We start from the raw sequence: 17,085 nt of genomic DNA on the forward strand, positions 1-17,085 counted from the left end.
TTGGCCGACCCCGAGGCACGCCCGCAACAACGGGTAGGGGGTTGACGTCAGCGCACCTTGCCGCGCCGTGTAATCAGGTGTACTCTAGCGCATTGCGCCTGCCCTCAAATGCTCTCAGCCTGCCCGGTGGCTGATGATGTGGTCGGTGGGTCGCCCCGAAGAGCTCATCGTCAGAGCTCATCGTCGAAGGACAACTCTTGGCCGCGCGCAGCACCCCACTTTCCAAGGCGAATCGCCGTTCGTTCGCAAAGATCAAGGAGCCCCTCGAGGTTCCGCAACTTCTCTCCCTCCAGACCGACAGCTTCGATTGGCTTGTCGGGAACGAGGAATGGCAGGCCGTCGTCAAGCGGCGCCAGGACAACGGCGAGGACGTCTCGACCAAGTCTGGCCTGACCGAGATCTTCGAGGAGATCTCGCCGATCGAGGACTTCTCCGAGACGATGTCGCTCTCGTTCGAGAACCCGGTCTTCTACGACCCCAAGTACACCGTGGACGAGTGCAAGGAGAAGGACTTCACCTACTCCGCTCCGCTCTATGTCTCCGCGGAGTTCACCAACAACGACACCGGTGAGATCAAGGGTCAGACCGTCTTCATGGGCGACTTCCCCCTGATGACCCCCAAGGGCACCTTCGTCATCAACGGCACCGAGCGTGTCGTGGTCTCCCAGCTGGTCCGGTCGCCGGGCGTCTACTTCGAGCGCGCCGCCGACAAGACCAGCGACAAGGACATCTACACCTCCAAGCTGATCCCGTCCCGCGGTGCCTGGCTGGAGTTCGAGGTCGACAAGCGCGACCTCGTGGGCGTCCGTCTGGACCGCAAGCGCAAGCAGAACGTCACGGTCCTGCTGAAGGCCCTGGCCGCGGTCGCCGAGGACATCGGCGAGGAGTACGACTACGAAGCCGTTATCGCGGACCTGCGTCAGTTCGAGTCGATCCAGCTGACCGAGGAGAAGGACAACACCCAGGGCCCCGACGACGCCCTGCTGGACATCTACCGCAAGCTGCGTCCGGGCGAACCCCCCACGCGCGAAGCTGCGTTGACTCTGTTGCGCAACTACTACTTCAACCCGAAGCGGTATGACCTGGCCAAGGTCGGGCGCTACAAGATCAACAAGAAACTCGGTCTCCTCGAGGCCTTCGACCACCAGACCCTCACGGTCGCCGACGTGGTCGCCACCATCCGATACATCGTGGCCCTGCACGACGGCCAGGAGCAGGTCGAGGCCCCCCAGGGTTCGCTCGACATCTCCTCCGACGACATCGACCACTTCGGCAACCGTCGGATGCGTACCGTCGGCGAGCTCATCCAGAACCAGCTCCGCACCGGGCTGGCTCGGATGGAGCGCGTGGTCCGTGAGCGGATGACCACCCAGGACGTCGAGGCCATCACGCCTCAGTCGCTGATCAACATCCGTCCCGTGGTGGCCGCGCTGAAGGAGTTCTTCGGAACCTCCCAGCTCAGCCAGTTCATGGACCAGACCAACCCCATCGCGGGTCTGACGCACAAGCGTCGCCTCTCCGCACTGGGACCGGGCGGTCTGTCCCGTGACCGCGCCGGCATGGAGGTCCGTGACGTCCACCCCTCGCACTACGGCCGCATGTGCCCGATCGAGACCCCCGAAGGCCCGAACATCGGCCTGATCGGGTCGCTGGCCTCCTACGGTCGGATCAACCCGTTCGGGTTCGTCGAGACGCCGTACCGCAAGGTCGAAAACGGCTCGGTCACCGACAAGATCGACTACCTCACCGCTGACGACGAGGACCGTTACGTCATCGCGCAGGCCAACGCCGCGCTCGACGACAACCTCAAGTTCGTCGAGGAGCGCGTGCTGGTCCGCCAGCGCGACGGTGAGGTCTCCGAGATCCTGGCCGGCGAGGTCGACTACATGGACGTTTCGCCGCGTCAGATGGTGTCGGTCGCCACCGCGCTGATCCCGTTCCTCGAGCACGACGACGCGAACCGCGCCCTGATGGGCGCCAACATGCAGCGTCAGGCCGTCCCGTTGATCGTCAGCGACTCCCCGCTGGTCGGCACCGGCATGGAGTACCGCGCCGCAGTCGACGCCGGCGACGTGGTCGTTGCGGAGAAGGCCGGTGTGGTCAAGGAGGTTTCGGCCGACCTGGTCGAGACCATGAACGACGACGGCACCTACTCCTCCTACCGACTGGCGAAGTTCCGCCGGTCCAACCAGGGCACCTGCATCAACCAGCGCCCCCTGGTTGCCGAGGGAGAGCGCCTCGAGGTCGGCAGCCCCATCGCCGACGGCCCCTGCACCGACAAGGCCGAGATGGCGCTGGGCACCAACCTGCTCGTCGCCTTCATGCCCTGGCAGGGTCACAACTACGAGGACGCGATCATCCTCTCCCAGCGCCTGGTGCAGGAGGACGTCCTCACCTCGATCCACATCGAGGAGCACGAGGTCGACGCCCGCGACACCAAGCTCGGACCCGAGGAGATCACCCGGGACATCCCCAACGTCTCCGAGGAGATGTTGGGAGACCTCGACGAGCGCGGAATCATCCGCATCGGCGCCGAGGTGACCACCGGTGACATCCTGGTCGGCAAGGTGACGCCGAAGGGCGAGACCGAGCTGACCCCCGAGGAGCGACTGCTCCGCGCGATCTTCGGTGAGAAGGCGCGCGAGGTGCGCGACACCTCGATGAAGGTTCCGCACGGTGAGTCCGGGACGGTCATCGGCGTGCGCGTCTTCGACCGCGAGGACGGCGACGAACTGCCGCCGGGCGTCAACGAGCTCGTGCGCGTGTACGTCGCTCAGAAGCGCAAGATCTCGGTGGGCGACAAGCTTGCCGGTCGTCACGGCAACAAGGGCGTCATCGCCAAGATCCTGCCCGTGGAGGACATGCCCTTCATGGAGGACGGCACCCCCGTCGACGTGGTCCTCAACCCGCTCGGTGTTCCGCGCCGGATGAACGTCGGACAGATCCTCGAACTCCACCTCGGCTGGCTCGCCAAGCAGGGTTGGGACCTGGACCTGCACGAGGACAAGGACAGCGCTGACTGGAAGCAGCGCCTGATGAAGATCCACATGGAGAAGGCCGACCCGAACACCAAGGTCGCGACTCCGGTCTTCGACGGCGCCCGCGAGGACGAGATCACCGGGCTACTCGGCTCCACGATCAAGACCCGCGACGGCGACCGGTTGATCAACGAGACCGGTAAGGCCAACCTGTTCGACGGTCGCTCCGGTGAGCCGTTCATGGACCCCGTCTCGGTGGGCTACATGTACATCCTCAAGCTCCACCACCTCGTCGACGACAAGATCCACGCGCGCAGCACGGGTCCCTACTCGATGATCACCCAGCAGCCGCTCGGCGGTAAGGCCCAGTTCGGTGGCCAGCGCTTCGGTGAGATGGAGGTCTGGGCGATGGAGGCCTACGGCGCGGCGTACGCGCTGCAGGAGTTGTTGACGATCAAGTCCGACGACGTGCCCGGTCGGGTGAAGGTCTACGAGGCCATCGTCAAGGGCGAGAACATCCCCGACTCCGGGATCCCCGAGTCCTTCAAGGTGCTCGTCAAGGAGATGCAGTCGCTCTGCCTCAACGTGGAGGTGCTGTCCCAGGACGGCTCGGCCATCGAGATGCGGGACGCGGAAGAGGACGTCTTCCGTGCCGCCGAGGAACTCGGCATCGACCTGTCTCGCCGCGAGCCCAGCTCGGTCGAAGAAGTCTAAGAGGTCGTTCCGGGGGTTGGCGCCGGTCGCTCAGCGACCGCCCCAGCCCCCGGGTTCGGCCCCCATTCCAATCACTGCTTTTCACAGATCAACTGAAGGGTTGCAGCCATCGTGCTCGACGTGAACTTCTTCGACCAGCTTCAGATCGGCCTGGCCACCGCGGACGACATCCGTACGTGGAGCCACGGCGAGGTCAAGAAGCCCGAAACCATCAACTACCGCACGCTCAAGCCGGAGCGTGACGGCCTCTTCTGCGAGAAGATCTTCGGCCCCACCCGGGACTGGGAGTGCTACTGCGGCAAGTACAAGCGCGTGCGCTTCAAGGGCATCATCTGTGAGCGTTGCGGCGTCGAGGTGACCCGCTCCAAGGTCCGCCGTGAGCGGATGGGCCACATCGAGCTCGCCGCGCCGGTCACGCACATCTGGTACTTCAAGGGTGTCCCCAGCCGGTTGGGCTACCTGCTCGACCTCGCGCCGAAGGACCTCGAGAAGGTCATCTACTTCGCTGCCTACATGATCACCGCCGTCGACCAGGACGCTCGCCACCGCGACCTGACCGCCCTCGAGGGCAAGATCGGCCTGGAGCGCGAGCGCCTCGAGCGTCGTCGCGACACCTCCCTGGAGGACCGCACCAAGAAGCTGGAAGAGGACCTCGCCACCCTCGAGGCCGAGGGTGCCAAGGCCGACCAGCGCCGCAAGGTGCGCGACGGTGCCGAGCGGGAGATGAAGCAGCTGCGCGACCGTGCCCAGCGCGAGATCGACCGCCTCGACGAGGTCTGGAACACGTTCAAGACCCTCAAGATCCAGGACCTCACCGGCGACGAGATGCTCTACCGGGAGATGAAGACCTGGTTCGGCAAGTACTTCGAGGGCCACATGGGCGCCATGGCGATCCAGAAGCGCCTCGAGGGCTTCGACATCGAGGCAGAGATCGAGTCCCTGCGCGAGACCATCGCCACGGGTAAGGGCCAGAAGAAGGTCCGCGCGCTGAAGCGACTCAAGGTCGTCGACGCCTTCCGCAAGACCGGCAACCAGCCCACCGGCATGGTCCTCGACGCCGTTCCGGTCATCCCGCCGGACCTGCGTCCCATGGTCCAGCTCGACGGTGGCCGGTTCGCCACCTCGGACCTCAACGACCTCTACCGCCGCGTGATCAACCGGAACAACCGGCTCAAGCGTCTGCTTGACCTCGGTGCCCCCGAGATCATCGTCAACAACGAGAAGCGGATGCTCCAGGAGGCCGTGGACTCGCTGTTCGACAACGGCCGTCGTGGTCGTCCGGTCACCGGGCCGGGCAACCGTCCGTTGAAGTCGCTCTCCGACATGCTCAAGGGCAAGCAGGGGCGTTTCCGTCAGAACCTGCTCGGTAAGCGCGTCGACTACTCCGGTCGTTCGGTGATCGTTTCCGGTCCCCAGTTGAAGCTGCACCAGTGTGGTCTGCCCAAGCAGATGGCGCTCGAGCTCTTCAAGCCCTTCGTGATGAAGCGTCTGGTGGACCTCTCCCACGCCCAGAACATCAAGTCCGCCAAGCGGATGGTCGAGCGCGCTCGCCCCGTGGTCTGGGACGTCCTCGAAGAGGTCATCACCGAGCACCCGGTGCTGCTCAACCGGGCACCTACGCTGCACCGTCTCGGCATCCAGGCCTTCGAGCCCCAGCTGATCGAGGGCAAGGCCATCCAGATCCACCCGTTGGTCTGCACGGCGTTCAACGCCGACTTCGACGGTGACCAGATGGCGGTGCACCTGCCGCTGTCCGCCGAGGCCCAGGCCGAGGCCCGGATCCTGATGCTGTCGACGAACAACATCCTCAAGCCCTCCGACGGGCGTCCGGTCACCATGCCTACCCAGGACATGATCATCGGTCTGTTCTTCCTGACCACCGATCGTCCCGACCAGGTCGGCGACGGCCGGGCGTTCTCCTCGGTGGCCGAGGCGATCATGGCCTTCGACAAGCACGAGATCACCATCCAGAGCCAGGTCAAGATCCGCTTCACCGACATCACGGCGCCCATCGGCGCCCTGGTGGACACCGAAGGCGGACCGGTCACCCTGGACACCACCCTGGGTCGGGCCCTGTTCAACGAGACCCTGCCCTCGGACTACCCCTTCGTGAACTACGAGGTGGGCAAGAAGCAGCTCGGTGCGATCGTCAACGACCTCGCCGAGCGGTACACCAAGGTCGAGGTCGCTGCCTCGCTCGACGCTCTGAAGGACGCGGGTTTCCTCTGGGCCACCCAGTCCGGTGTCACGGTTTCCATCGACGACGTCACGACCCCGAAGGACAAGATCGGGATTCTCGCGGCGTACGAAGAGCGTGCGGCCAAGATCCAGAAGCAGTTCGAGCGGGGTCTGGTCACCGACGAGGAGCGTCGCCAGGAACTCATCGAGATCTGGACCGACGCGGCCGCCAAGGTCGGAGAGGCCATGGAGGCCAACTTCGACCGGTCGAACCCCATCTACATGATGGTCGACTCCGGTGCCTCTGGAAACATGAACCAGATCCGCCAGGTGGCAGCCATGCGTGGACTGGTGGCGAACCCCAAGGGTGAGATCATCCCGCGGCCGATCAAGTCCAACTTCCGTGAGGGCCTCACGGTCCTGGAGTACTTCATCGCCACCCACGGTGCCCGCAAGGGCCTGGCCGACACCGCACTGCGGACCGCCGACTCGGGGTACCTCACCCGTCGTCTGGTGGACGTCTCGCAGGACGTCATCATCCGTGAGGACGACTGTGGCACCGAGCGCGGTCTGCCCAAGGTGATCGGGATCGTCGTCGAGGACGGGAACGGCACGTCGGTCCGCAAGGACGACAACGCGGAGACCGCGGCGTACGCCCGTTCGGCGGCCACCGAGGTCACCCACCCCGAGACCGGCGACGTGCTGGTCGAGGCCGGCGGCGACCTGGGCGACGTCAAGATCGCCGAGCTCATCGCGGCCGGGATCCCGACGGTCAAGGTGCGCTCCGTGCTCACCTGTGATGCCCGCACCGGAACCTGCGCCAAGTGCTACGGCCGCTCGCTGGCCACCGGCAAGCTGGTCGACATCGGTGAGGCGGTCGGCATCATCGCCGCCCAGTCCATCGGCGAGCCCGGCACGCAGTTGACGATGCGTACCTTCCACACCGGTGGTTCCGCCTCGGCGGACGACATCACCCAGGGTCTGCCCCGAGTGGTCGAGCTCTTCGAGGCTCGTTCACCCAAGGGTCGTACCCCGATCTCCGAGACCGCTGGTCGGGTCGAGATCGAGGACACCGACAAGTCGCGCAAGGTGCTGGTCACCCCAGACGACGGTTCGGAGATCCAGGAGTACGTCGTGTCCAAGCGCTCGCGACTGAGCGTCGAGGACGGCCAGCACATCGAGGTCGGCGAGCACCTGACCGCTGGTACCCCCGACCCGCAGGACGTCCTGCGGATCCTGGGTGTGCGCAAGGCTCAGGAGCACCTCGTCGACGAGGTGCAGGCGGTGTACCGCAGCCAAGGCGTGTCGATTCACGACAAGCACATCGAGATCATCGTGCGGCAGATGCTGCGGCGCGTGACGGTCATCGAGTCCGGTGAGACGAGCCTGCTGCCCTCCGACCTGGTGGACCGGGTGAAGTTCGAGGAGGAGAACCGTCGCGTGGTCTCCGAGGGCGGCACCCCCGCCTCCGGTCGTCCGGTGCTGATGGGGATCACCAAGGCCTCACTGGCCACCGACTCGTGGCTCTCGGCCGCCTCCTTCCAGGAGACGACCCGAGTCCTCACCGACGCCGCCATCAACGGGCGCTCGGACTCGCTGCGCGGTCTGAAGGAGAACGTGATCATCGGGAAGCTCATCCCGGCCGGAACCGGCCTGGAGCGCTACCGCAACATCCGCGTGGAGCCCACCGAGGAGGCCCGCGCTGCGGCGTACTCCGTCACTGGTTACGACTCCTACGACTACGAGTTCGGCAACGGCTCCGGTCAGGCGGTCGCTCTGGACGACTTCGACTTCGGGTCGTACCAGAACTAGCAACAGGCCAGCACCCCACGACCCCCGACACCGCACGGTGTCGGGGGTCGTGTGCGTTGTGGGGCGCGATGGCCGATGCGGGTCACCTTGGCCCGGGCTGAGACAATGGGGGAGTGAACGAACTTCCGGCATCGACCGACGTATTGGTCGTGGGTGCGGGCCCGGCCGGGTCGGCAGCTGCGGCGTGGGCCGCCCGACACGGGCTCGACGTCCTCCTCGTCGATGCAGCCGTCTTCCCCCGCGACAAGACCTGTGGTGACGGGCTGACCCCCCGGGCCATCGGCGAGCTCCAACGGCTCGGTCTGGGCGATTGGTTGCGGGGCCGAACGGTGAACCAGGGACTGCGGGCCCACGGCTTCGGCCAGACGCTGCTGTTGCCGTGGCCGGGCGGAGAGCTCCCGGAGTGGGGCAGCGCGGTGGCGCGAACCGACCTGGACGACCGGCTGCGCACGGTCGCCATCGAGGACGGCGCGACCGCCGTGGACGGTATGCGAGCGGTCGACGTCCGACTCGAGGGTGGGCGCGTGGCTGGTGTCTCGTTCCGCGATGCCTCTGGAACCGTGAGCGAGGTGACCTGTCGTCGCCTCGTGGTGGCCGATGGGGTGCGGTCCCCGTTGGGCAAGCTGCTGGGCCGCGAATGGCACCGGGACACCGTGTACGGCGTCGCCGGGCGTGCCTACATCGACTCCGCGATGGCCGACGACCCGTGGATCAGCTCGCACCTCGAGCTGCGCGACGAACAGGGCGAGATCCTCTCGGGCTACGGGTGGATCTTCCCGCTCGGGCTCGGGACGGCGCCCGGTGGCGGGAGCGAGGTCAACATCGGGGTCGGCACCCTGGCCACCGCCAAGCGACCGGCCAGCATCGCCATCAAGCCGCTGATGTCGTTCTACACCGACGAGCGCCGCGAGGAGTTCAAGCTCTCCGGAGAACTGCGAGCCCCCACGTCGGCCCTCCTGCCCATGGGCGGGGCCGTCTCCACGGTTGCCGGGCCCAACTGGGCCCTGATCGGTGACGCGGCCGGCTGCGTCAACCCGTTGAACGGGGAAGGCATCGACTACGGCCTCGAGACCGGCCGTCTCCTGATCGAGATGCTGGTCGAGCAGGGCCCGACCGTCGACCTGAGCGTGACCTGGCCAGCCCTGCTGACCGAGCACTACGGGGAGGCGTTCTCCATCGCTCGGCGGCTTGCGGGTCTGGTGACCGTGCCGAAACTGCTCCCCGCGTTGGGACCGGCCGGGATGCGCTCGGACTGGTTGATGACCCTGGCGCTGCGGTGGATGGGCAACCTGGTCACCGATGAGGACCGCGACCGGGCCGCCCGGGTCTGGCGCTGGGCGGGACGACGGTCGATCGCCCGCGATGCCCGACCGCCGTTCTCCTGACCCGAGGATGAGGACCACCCGGGAGCCGACCTATCGGACCACCATCGCCTTGGGGAAGGCTCTGTTCCGCGGTCTCGATCTCTCGGTGATGGCTGACGGCGTGGGGCATCTGCCTGGTCGAGGGCCGGTCATCCTGGCGGCCAACCACGTTTCCTTTCCCGATTTCCTGTTCATCGGCGACGCCTTGCTGGAGACGGGTCGTCTGGTGCGATTCATGTCGCGCCACGACGTCTGGAACAACGCCCTGGCCGGTCGGGCGATGGACGCGATGCAGCACATCGCCGTGAACCGGCAGGCCCCGGCTGCGGCGTACCTGCAGGCTCGCTCCTTGCTCGAACAGGACGAGGTCGTCTGCGTGTTCCCCGAGGGAGGGATCTCTGCGGCGTACGTCGTGCGCTCCTTGATGCCTGGTGCCGTTGCTTTGGCCCGTGAGACCGGAGCACCGCTGGTGCCGGTGAGTATCTGGGGCGGGCAGCGGCTGTGGCCGCAGAAACGAACGATCGAAGCCCCCTTCCCGCGGCCGACCCTTGCTCGTCACCGCCGCATCGATGTGCGGTTCGGTGCGCCGATGGTGGTGGGCCCCGATGAGGATCTGGTGGCGATGACGCGGCAGCTGGGACAGCGACTTCACCACGGGGTCGAGGAGCTCCAGCGGCTGGAGGTGCACCGACCGCGTCCGGGGGAGTGGGCGCCGTGGTACCCCGCCCACCTGGGAGGCAGCGCGGTCGACCGGGTCGAGTCGTTCACGTTGGATGCCATGCCGCGCAGTGCGGTGACCCCCACGTGGGGTCCCGGAGTCGCCATCGAGGAACCGCGTCCCTTCAGAGGCTGATCGTCTGCTCCCATGTCTGGGACAAAGCGCCGGGGTGACCGAGTTGTGGCCACACCTGAACATCGTGACCGGATCCCGGCCTAGCCGGGTGCCTGAGAAGAGAATGACCGGACCTGTCTGGGCTTCGCTCTCGAACCGGCGCGACGACCGGTTCGTCTACCGTCATCAGCACCAGGTCATCCGACCTCGTCGATCAGTGAGAGACAGAACGGATGCCCTGCAGGATCGCTGAAAACCAGACAATGAGCTGCGTTCGGCTGATGATCGAAACGCGTAGCCCCGGCACGTTCGACGCGAGTCGCGGCCGCATCCAAGTCATCGACTAAGAAGTCGATGTGGAGCAACGCGGAATCGTCGGGCCACCGAGGTCTCGCGTAGTCAGCGACCCCCATGAACTCCAAACGCGCTCCTTCACAGCGCATGGACGCCCACTCCATGTTGTGCACGAAGGTGACCTCGCCCCCGGTGACATCGGCGTAGAAGGACGCCAAACTCGCCGGATCTGGGCACGCCAACGTGACTGAACTGAAGCGGATTGCGCTGGGCATGCGGTCACGTTATCTGGCCCGCACTCGCCGCCGTCCGCTCATCGGCATTGTGCACAGGACCGCGCACTGACAGCGGCAGAAGCGTGCGCACGTCGTTTGGCTATTCCACGCCTCGCTGCCTGGATTCGGCGGCGCCCTTCAGTGCAACAACGACCGCGCATGCTGCGGAGAATGCCGCTGTGATGACGCACACCGCTAGCCACACGAAGTGCTCGCCCGTTACGCCGCCGGCATCTGCGGCGAGGATGACCAGGCGAATGCAGCACGCGATAGCCACGGCACCCAATAGGTAGGCGCCCCCCTGTGGGCCGATTGGCAGTTCCGACTCTTCGTTGGCATCGGGCATGGGCGGACCATATCTCCCGCAACGACTACGCGCGCGCTAATCGCAATGAACGACAACTACGCGGCCTGAGCGGATTATCCGTGACGCACCCACTCGCGCGAGAAGGCCTGAAACCCATCGGGCTCCGTAGGGTCGTGTGCCTCAGGACCGTCCATAGATGGCGTCGAGGCACACGACTGGGCCGGGCCAAGGGCATCGCTCAGTCGTGGGCCTGCCACCGGTCTCTCAGCCGTTCTCAGGCACACGACCCATCAGTCCCATCGCGGACCAAGCACGTGCACAAGGACGGGACCCGCGACATGCACGGATCTCGGCAGAGTCGCGCACTACTCGCGGTCAGATGCGGATTCTTCCTCGGTGATGCTCGCGGCATGGGCGGGCGGTCGGAGTCGACAGATGCACCCCGCCGGATCAAGCGCACCTCTACGCCGCTTTGGGCGACGGTCGGAACACTGCGTGGACCCGTCTGTAGGAGATCGGCCTTCCCGAAGACTCGTCGTCATTGGTCATAGATGTCCCGTCGGTGGCCGAGTGACACCACGACCACCAGCAGCACGTCATCCTCGACTGTGTAGATGATGCGGTAATCGCCGACCCGGACGCGGAGGCCTGCCCTGCCTTGAAGAGCTCGAGCACCGGGCGGTCGTGGATCTTGGGCAAGCAGGGCGATTGCGCCTTGAACACGACGCCGGACCTGTGGATCGAGCTTTCGCAGCGACCGGACCGCCGCCGGCCGCAACTCGATGCGATACGGACTCACTCCCACCCGAGGTCGGCCTTGACCTGCTGCCACGGAATGTTGGGCCCCTCCTCGGCCATCGCGGTGTCGAAGGCCGTGACATCCTCAGCATCTTCCAGCGCAGCCATCAACTGCTCGTAGCGCTCGGGGCTTACCAGCACCCCTGCGAGTCGACCACGTCGCTGAACAAAAACAGCTTCAGTGCGTGCGGTCTCCATCGCGTCGGGAAGGTGGTTTCTCGCATCGCTGATGTTGATCGTGGCCATGCTTGAAGCGTACAACTCGACGCACAGACCGTACAAGTAATAGTGCAAGAGGTCTGAGTAGGGCGACCGCCGACCGCGCGCAGCCCGGATGTCCGCGACCACGAGGCAACTCAAGAATCCAGCGCGGCTGACTCACACCCACTGATTGACACCTCGGACAGGCCGCTTCCGCACCCGCGAAACCAACGCATGCTGCCCTCAGCGGGCGGGTGTGTCCTCGGGGATCGGTGGCGGAGGGGCCACGGTGTCGCCCTCATCCTGTCCGTCGGGGTCGTCCAGGGTGGGCGGGTCGTCCGCGCTGATCCACGACCGTTGGAGTCTGATGCTGCCCGCGGACAGGGCCACCAGCCCGACCTCACGGGCCAGATCGTTGGACTCGTCGAGGAAGAAGTCCATGAAGCCCTTGACCTCGACACGGTCGAGGGACCGGACCGTGGTCGTCAGCAGCATCTGCCGGGACAAGGGGTAGGTGCCGTCGAGGATGGTGCGGCGGCTGGGCAAGACGCAGTTCAGCCTCCCGTCGGGAAGCGTGATCTCGAACGGTCGGAGCCGGTCCTCGTGGGCTTCGTAGTACGGGAACCGGAAGAAGGCGACGTTGCCGGTGGCGGCGTCGAAGCGATTCTTGGCTCGCAGCGCCTCCAGGTAGGTGGCGCGCGCCTGCTTGAACCTGACGAAGATGGCGTTGCGTTCAGCCGTGCGCTGGGCGACCTCAGCGTTCGCGTCCACCACCTGCTGGCGGGACCGTGCGGACCTCTGGGCGGCCACGGCGTCGGCGAGGTTGACCTCGGCCCGGGCGAGCAGCGTGCGTCGGTTGTTCCGCTCGCGCTCGAGGCTCGCCACCTCGACCTCGGGACGTGCGTCATCGGAGTTGCCGGCGACGAACACCCTGGCTGCTTCATCGATGTCGAAGGGCCGGTAGTCGGAGCGGAAGTCCGACAACCCTGCTTGCGTCGACTCCAGGACGGTGCGGCCCAGGAAGCGGAAGGCGTTGCTGGCGGGGTCTGGCCCGCCGGCCTTCAGGGGTACGTCGGACAGGCCCAGGGGAGATTGGGCCCAGTTGGTCACCGGTGAGCCGGCCCGGAAGGTGTCGCGTACCTGGTGGGTGGACAGACAGTCTCCCCCCACGTCGGTCGCGGACTTGATCGCGAGCACCACGGCGTCGGAGGCGACCTGGAACTGGACCACGTCCAGGCCGACCTCTCGGCAGGCCGCGAACTCTTCTGCGTTGATCGAGCGTGAGGAGTCGACGAGGTCGATCTCGCCGGAGCACAGTCGATCGAAGGCTCGGCTGTCGCCGTTGGTGTTCTGATCGACGATGCTTCCGCTGCGCAGACGGTATCTCGTGCGAGCCGCGGAGGTCAGCGAACCGTCGACCCCGTCGATGGTCACGACCCCCTTCGGGCGCGAGGGCAGGGAGTTGTACGCCGCTCGCTTGGCCCCCAACAGATCGGTCTGCTCCCGGAACTGCATAGTGGTCTGTTGGGAGATCGAGGCACCCGCACGGTTGCGATGGGGGGTGCTGGTGGCGGAGCAGGCGGTCAGCATCAGGCCAGCCGCCAGTGCGGCGGTCGCCCAGGCCCGTCCGGCGACGCGAGAGCTTCTCATCGAGCGTCCTGACCGTCGGTCGGGACGCCGGTCTCTTCGGGCCGGTCGGGGTAGCGGGTCCCGAGGGCGATGACCTCGAAGTCCTCCATGCGTAGGCCCCTGAGCTCCCGACCGTCGATGGTGCCGGCCAACACATCGCGTTGGGCGTAGAGAGTGGGCGCGGGGGCCCGACCCACCACGATGGCGCCGTAGGTCCGTAGCGCGGCATGGATGGCGTCGGCCTGGCGGACCTGGGCCCGGGTGAGGGGGATCGGTTTCCCGGTGGTCGGGTCGATCGGAGCCGGCAACCTGACGTCCTTCAGGCGAATTCGGGCTCCTTCTGGAAGGGATTCGGCGGAGCCGTTGCCGTCCGTGGACGACGCCGGGGCCACGAAATAGTTCCGAGCGGGAGCCGGGACGCTGATCGCGAGAGCGTGATCGATGTCGCCGCGCTCCAGTTCGCCGGGCTGGATCAGACCCGCGAACAGGGGCAGGCCGGATCCGCGGGCGCTGGCTCGCGTCGGTGGGGTGGTGGCGTCGTAGCCCGGTCCGTCGAGGTCCCAGATGCGCATGAAGTGATAGGTGAGGGAGCCGTCGTTCTCCCGTCGAGCCCGCCACAGGTCGTAGGCGACGCCGGCGGACTGATCGACGATGGTGTACCAGCCGTCGTAGCGCGGATCGGGGTCGACGTCGTCGGGCACCGGGATCAGCAGAGTGCCTTCACCCTCCCCGCACTGAAGCTGCCGACAGATGACCTTGGTGGGTTCGCCGCCCATCACCACAGGGGTGGTCCAGGAGGTGGTGTTGATGTGGAGACCTGTGTCGGGAGTGGCCAGGCCCAAGCCCGGGAGACGCGCGGACTGGGCGATCATCCGGTCCGAGTTGCGGTCGACGCTGGTGTCCTCCACCGAGGTGTTCCAGGGAGAGGTGGGGTCGAAGAAGTCCTCCATGGTGACGCCGGTGGTGTTGTCCGCGGCGCCGCCACGCGATGTGTCCTGAGGAACCTCCACCTGGGCGCCGTCTGCATCCGTCACGGTGGTGCCGGTGGGCAGGCTGGTGTTGCTGAGCGGTGGTTCGACGATGGCGCCGGGGGATTCACGTTGAGCGATCGCGGCCGCTCGTTCCTCGGTGCTGGTATCGCTACCGCACGCGGTCAGAACCAGGGCCGAAGCGGCGAACAGAGCGGCGGTCCGGCGACCGGTCGAACCTGCGAGGAATCCTCCGTTCGGTCGGGGACCGGAGGACATCGCATGGTGGTGAGGGGCGGGAAGAGGTCCGTGCCTCATGGCCGGAGAGGGTGATCGGGTGCCTGGGGTGACTCGGCGACCGCGGTCTCGATGGACTCGGCGAAGCGGGAGAACGACTCGCCGATCTGGTTCAGCCGTTCGCTGTCCGACGTCGGGCCCGTTTCCGATCCCGCTCGCATCCGAGCCGCAGTGATGATGGCGTGCGCCTCGCGGCGGGCGTGCAGGCGGATCAACTCGGCGTCGAGTTCGGCCTGGGCGGTCAGGAGCTCGCAACGACGCGCGGCCTCGGCCTCGATGGACTCCAGGTGCCGACGACTGGCCTCTCCGGCCTCGCGCATCCGAGCGATCACCGACGCGGCAACGTCATCGACCGACTGGCCGACGTTGTCGAGGTCGACTCCGCCCACCTCGGGGGAGGGGCCACCTTGCGAGGTCGGTCGACGCTCGGCGCTGCGCAACGGTGCCACCGGAGAGGGGCGCTCGGTCGCGGCCTCCACCTTCGGGGTGGGTACGACGTCGGCCACGTCCTCGGCTTCGGTCTCGGCCCGGTCCTGGGCTCCGGCTCCGGCCTCGGCTTCGGCTTCGGCTTCGGCTTCGGGAGCATGCTCGCGTGTGGGCTCGAACCCGGGCCCTCCAGATCGAGCACCGGAGCCGGCCGCGACGTCGCGAGACAGCCGCTGGGTGAAGTCCACCCGGCCCAGCCGCGTGTCCGGCGTGGCGGAGAGGATGTCGTCGAGCGACGGCGGCGGCGCGATGTCAGAGGGTCGTCGGTCCATCACTGCCCCACCAGTTCATCGGCTGTGGTCGGGTCGACGTCCAACGTCGCGGATCCCCGGGTGTACCCGTCGGGCACCTGGACCAGGACGTACCGCGAGGTCGTCTTGACCGGCACGAGAATCGGGTCTTCGCCGTCGGCGGCCGCGGCATACAGCTGGCTGAGCAGGTCCTGGTCGCTGTTGGTGGCGATCAACATGAAGTCGACACAGCCGTCCGGCTTCTCTGCACAGTCCAGCCACGGTCCGTCCGACCGGTCCACCCGGTCGAAGAAAAGAGCAGGGTTGCCGCTGAACAGCATCGGTCCGTAGGTCTGGGCGTCGTCGGTGAGGATCGAATTCTCGTCGCTGATGTTCGCTCGGATCCAGTCGCCCATCTCCTTCTCGGAGTCGTAGCCGATCACCGAGCCGTCCCTGGTCAGGGCACCCTCTTGGGAGTTGCCGGTGGAGACGGCGTTCGCGAAGGAGGCCTCGAGGTTCTGGTGCGGGAACGTCTTCATCGCCTGGAAGGTGAACGGGATGCTGATCAAAAGACCCACGACGGTCAGGCCAGCCACGAGAGTGGCGTCGGTGCCAGCCGATCGAGCCAACCACAGGGCGCCCACCACGGCGAGCATCAGGATCGGCAACGCGTTGCGCATCAGCATCGGCGAGTCCGTCAGGTTCAGCAGCACCGAGACGCCCGGCGTCAGGATGGCCACTGAGAGGAGTAGCCCCAACCAGAGCGCGAATCCGTTGCGGCGTACGACCCCGGCGAACAAGAGGGCCGGCAGAATCACGATTGCCAAAGGGGCGCCGTACAGCACGAGCTGTCCGGTGGCGGTGGCCAGATCGGCGAAGGAGAAGACCTCGACGTCACCTGTTCCTGCCCGGTCGCTCGCGGCGGTGAACCAGTTGAACGGGCGTAGCACCAGAATCAGGTTGAGCGCCGTCCACAGGGCCACGACGTAGATCGTCGGGGCGGCGAACCCCACCGTGGTCCCTTCGATCTCCTCGCCGTCCGCGCCGAGGCGGGCCAAGATGGCGCCGATCATGACGGCGCTGACCAGGAACCACAGCAGGCTGTTGTAACCGGCCAGGGCCGCCACCGCGTAGGCGAGGCCCGCGACCATCACGAACCGGATGTCGGCGGTGACGTACCAGGCGAAGAGTGCGCCGATGGCGGCGATGGCGAAGGAAAGCCAGATGAAGTGACGCGAACCGGTCGTGGCGTACAGCACCACGAGCGGGTTGAACCCCAGAGCAAGAAGCATCACGATCCGCATCGGGGGGATCAACTGCGCCCGACGCATCATCGTGTTGATGGTCATCATGGTCAGACCCGCGAAGATCGCCGAGCCCAGGGGGATAATCCACAGATTGCGGGCCAGCCCGGAGATGACGGTCAACGGGGAGATCAGCAAGACCGCCAGCGGCGGATAGTCGAAGCCGACCGCGGCGAGTTTGGTCGGATCGTTGTGCCAGATCATCAGCGCTCGGTTGAACCGGTCGAGAGTCTCGAAGCCGACCACGTGCAGCGTGTTGATCAGGTAGTACCCGATCCACGCGTAGGCCACGGTGAAGCCACCGAAGACCAGCGCGCTCTCCCACCGGCGTCGCTCGATGTCCACGGGTCGCCGGTCGACGGTCTGGACGACTCGGGAGAGACGCTCGCGGGTGGAGACGGTCTGGGTGTCAGTCATC

General features: G+C 66.5%; 12 protein-coding genes. 4 read left to right on the forward strand and 8 right to left on the reverse strand.

The window, feature by feature from the left end; translation table 11 throughout:
• The first annotated feature begins 197 nt into the window (after positions 1-197).
• From rpoB to ACYVLV_RS13615, 4 genes are all read left to right on the forward strand, one after another.
• Positions 198-3,692, forward strand: a complete 3,495-nt coding sequence (rpoB, locus tag ACYVLV_RS13600) for a DNA-directed RNA polymerase subunit beta (protein WP_460810701.1) — start codon at positions 198-200, stop codon at positions 3,690-3,692.
• A gap of 111 nt (positions 3,693-3,803) precedes the next feature.
• Positions 3,804-7,682, forward strand: a complete 3,879-nt coding sequence (locus ACYVLV_RS13605) for a DNA-directed RNA polymerase subunit beta' (protein WP_460810703.1) — start codon at positions 3,804-3,806, stop codon at positions 7,680-7,682.
• Positions 7,683-7,795: 113 nt separating this feature from the next.
• Positions 7,796-9,067, forward strand: a complete 1,272-nt coding sequence (locus ACYVLV_RS13610) for a geranylgeranyl reductase family protein (protein ID WP_460810704.1) — start codon at positions 7,796-7,798, stop codon at positions 9,065-9,067.
• 7 nt (positions 9,068-9,074) lie between these two features.
• Positions 9,075-9,899, forward strand: coding sequence for a lysophospholipid acyltransferase family protein (locus ACYVLV_RS13615; RefSeq protein ID WP_460810705.1), 825 nt, complete (start codon positions 9,075-9,077; stop codon positions 9,897-9,899).
• Between the two features lie 176 nt (positions 9,900-10,075).
• Here the strand turns inward: ACYVLV_RS13615 and ACYVLV_RS13620 are convergent, their stop codons facing one another.
• From ACYVLV_RS13620 to ACYVLV_RS13655, 8 genes are all read right to left on the reverse strand, one after another.
• Complete coding sequence (locus ACYVLV_RS13620) at positions 10,076-10,447, reverse strand: VOC family protein (RefSeq protein ID WP_460810707.1); 372 nt, start codon at positions 10,445-10,447, stop codon at positions 10,076-10,078.
• Positions 10,448-10,547: 100 nt separating this feature from the next.
• Entirely contained in the window at positions 10,548-10,793 is a 246-nt protein-coding gene (locus ACYVLV_RS13625; RefSeq protein ID WP_460810709.1) for a hypothetical protein, read from the reverse strand.
• A gap of 499 nt (positions 10,794-11,292) precedes the next feature.
• Positions 11,293-11,586: a type II toxin-antitoxin system RelE family toxin gene (locus ACYVLV_RS13630; protein ID WP_460810711.1), complete on the reverse strand. Its 294-nt coding sequence runs from the start codon at positions 11,584-11,586 to the stop codon at positions 11,293-11,295.
• Positions 11,550-11,798 (reverse strand): type II toxin-antitoxin system Phd/YefM family antitoxin, encoded by a 249-nt coding sequence (locus ACYVLV_RS13635; protein WP_460810712.1) that lies wholly within the window; start codon positions 11,796-11,798, stop codon positions 11,550-11,552. The genes ACYVLV_RS13630 and ACYVLV_RS13635 overlap by 37 nt, the downstream gene beginning before the upstream one ends.
• 198 nt (positions 11,799-11,996) lie before the next feature.
• Positions 11,997-13,403, reverse strand: a complete 1,407-nt coding sequence (locus ACYVLV_RS13640) for a substrate-binding domain-containing protein (RefSeq protein ID WP_460810713.1) — start codon at positions 13,401-13,403, stop codon at positions 11,997-11,999.
• Positions 13,400-14,629, reverse strand: a complete 1,230-nt coding sequence (locus ACYVLV_RS13645) for a hypothetical protein (RefSeq protein WP_460810714.1) — start codon at positions 14,627-14,629, stop codon at positions 13,400-13,402. Before ACYVLV_RS13645 ends, ACYVLV_RS13640 begins: the two co-directional genes overlap by 4 nt.
• Before the next feature lie 35 nt (positions 14,630-14,664).
• Positions 14,665-15,405 carry a hypothetical protein gene (locus ACYVLV_RS13650; RefSeq protein ID WP_460810715.1) on the reverse strand — a complete coding sequence of 247 codons (741 nt, stop codon included), beginning with the start codon at positions 15,403-15,405 and terminating at the stop codon, positions 14,665-14,667.
• Positions 15,405-17,084 (reverse strand): hypothetical protein, encoded by a 1,680-nt coding sequence (locus tag ACYVLV_RS13655; protein WP_460810717.1) that lies wholly within the window; start codon positions 17,082-17,084, stop codon positions 15,405-15,407. The genes ACYVLV_RS13650 and ACYVLV_RS13655 overlap by 1 nt, the downstream gene beginning before the upstream one ends.
• Between the last annotated feature and the right edge of the window lies 1 nt (position 17,085).

The sequence above is a fragment of the Nocardioides salsibiostraticola genome (genome assembly GCF_054783655.1).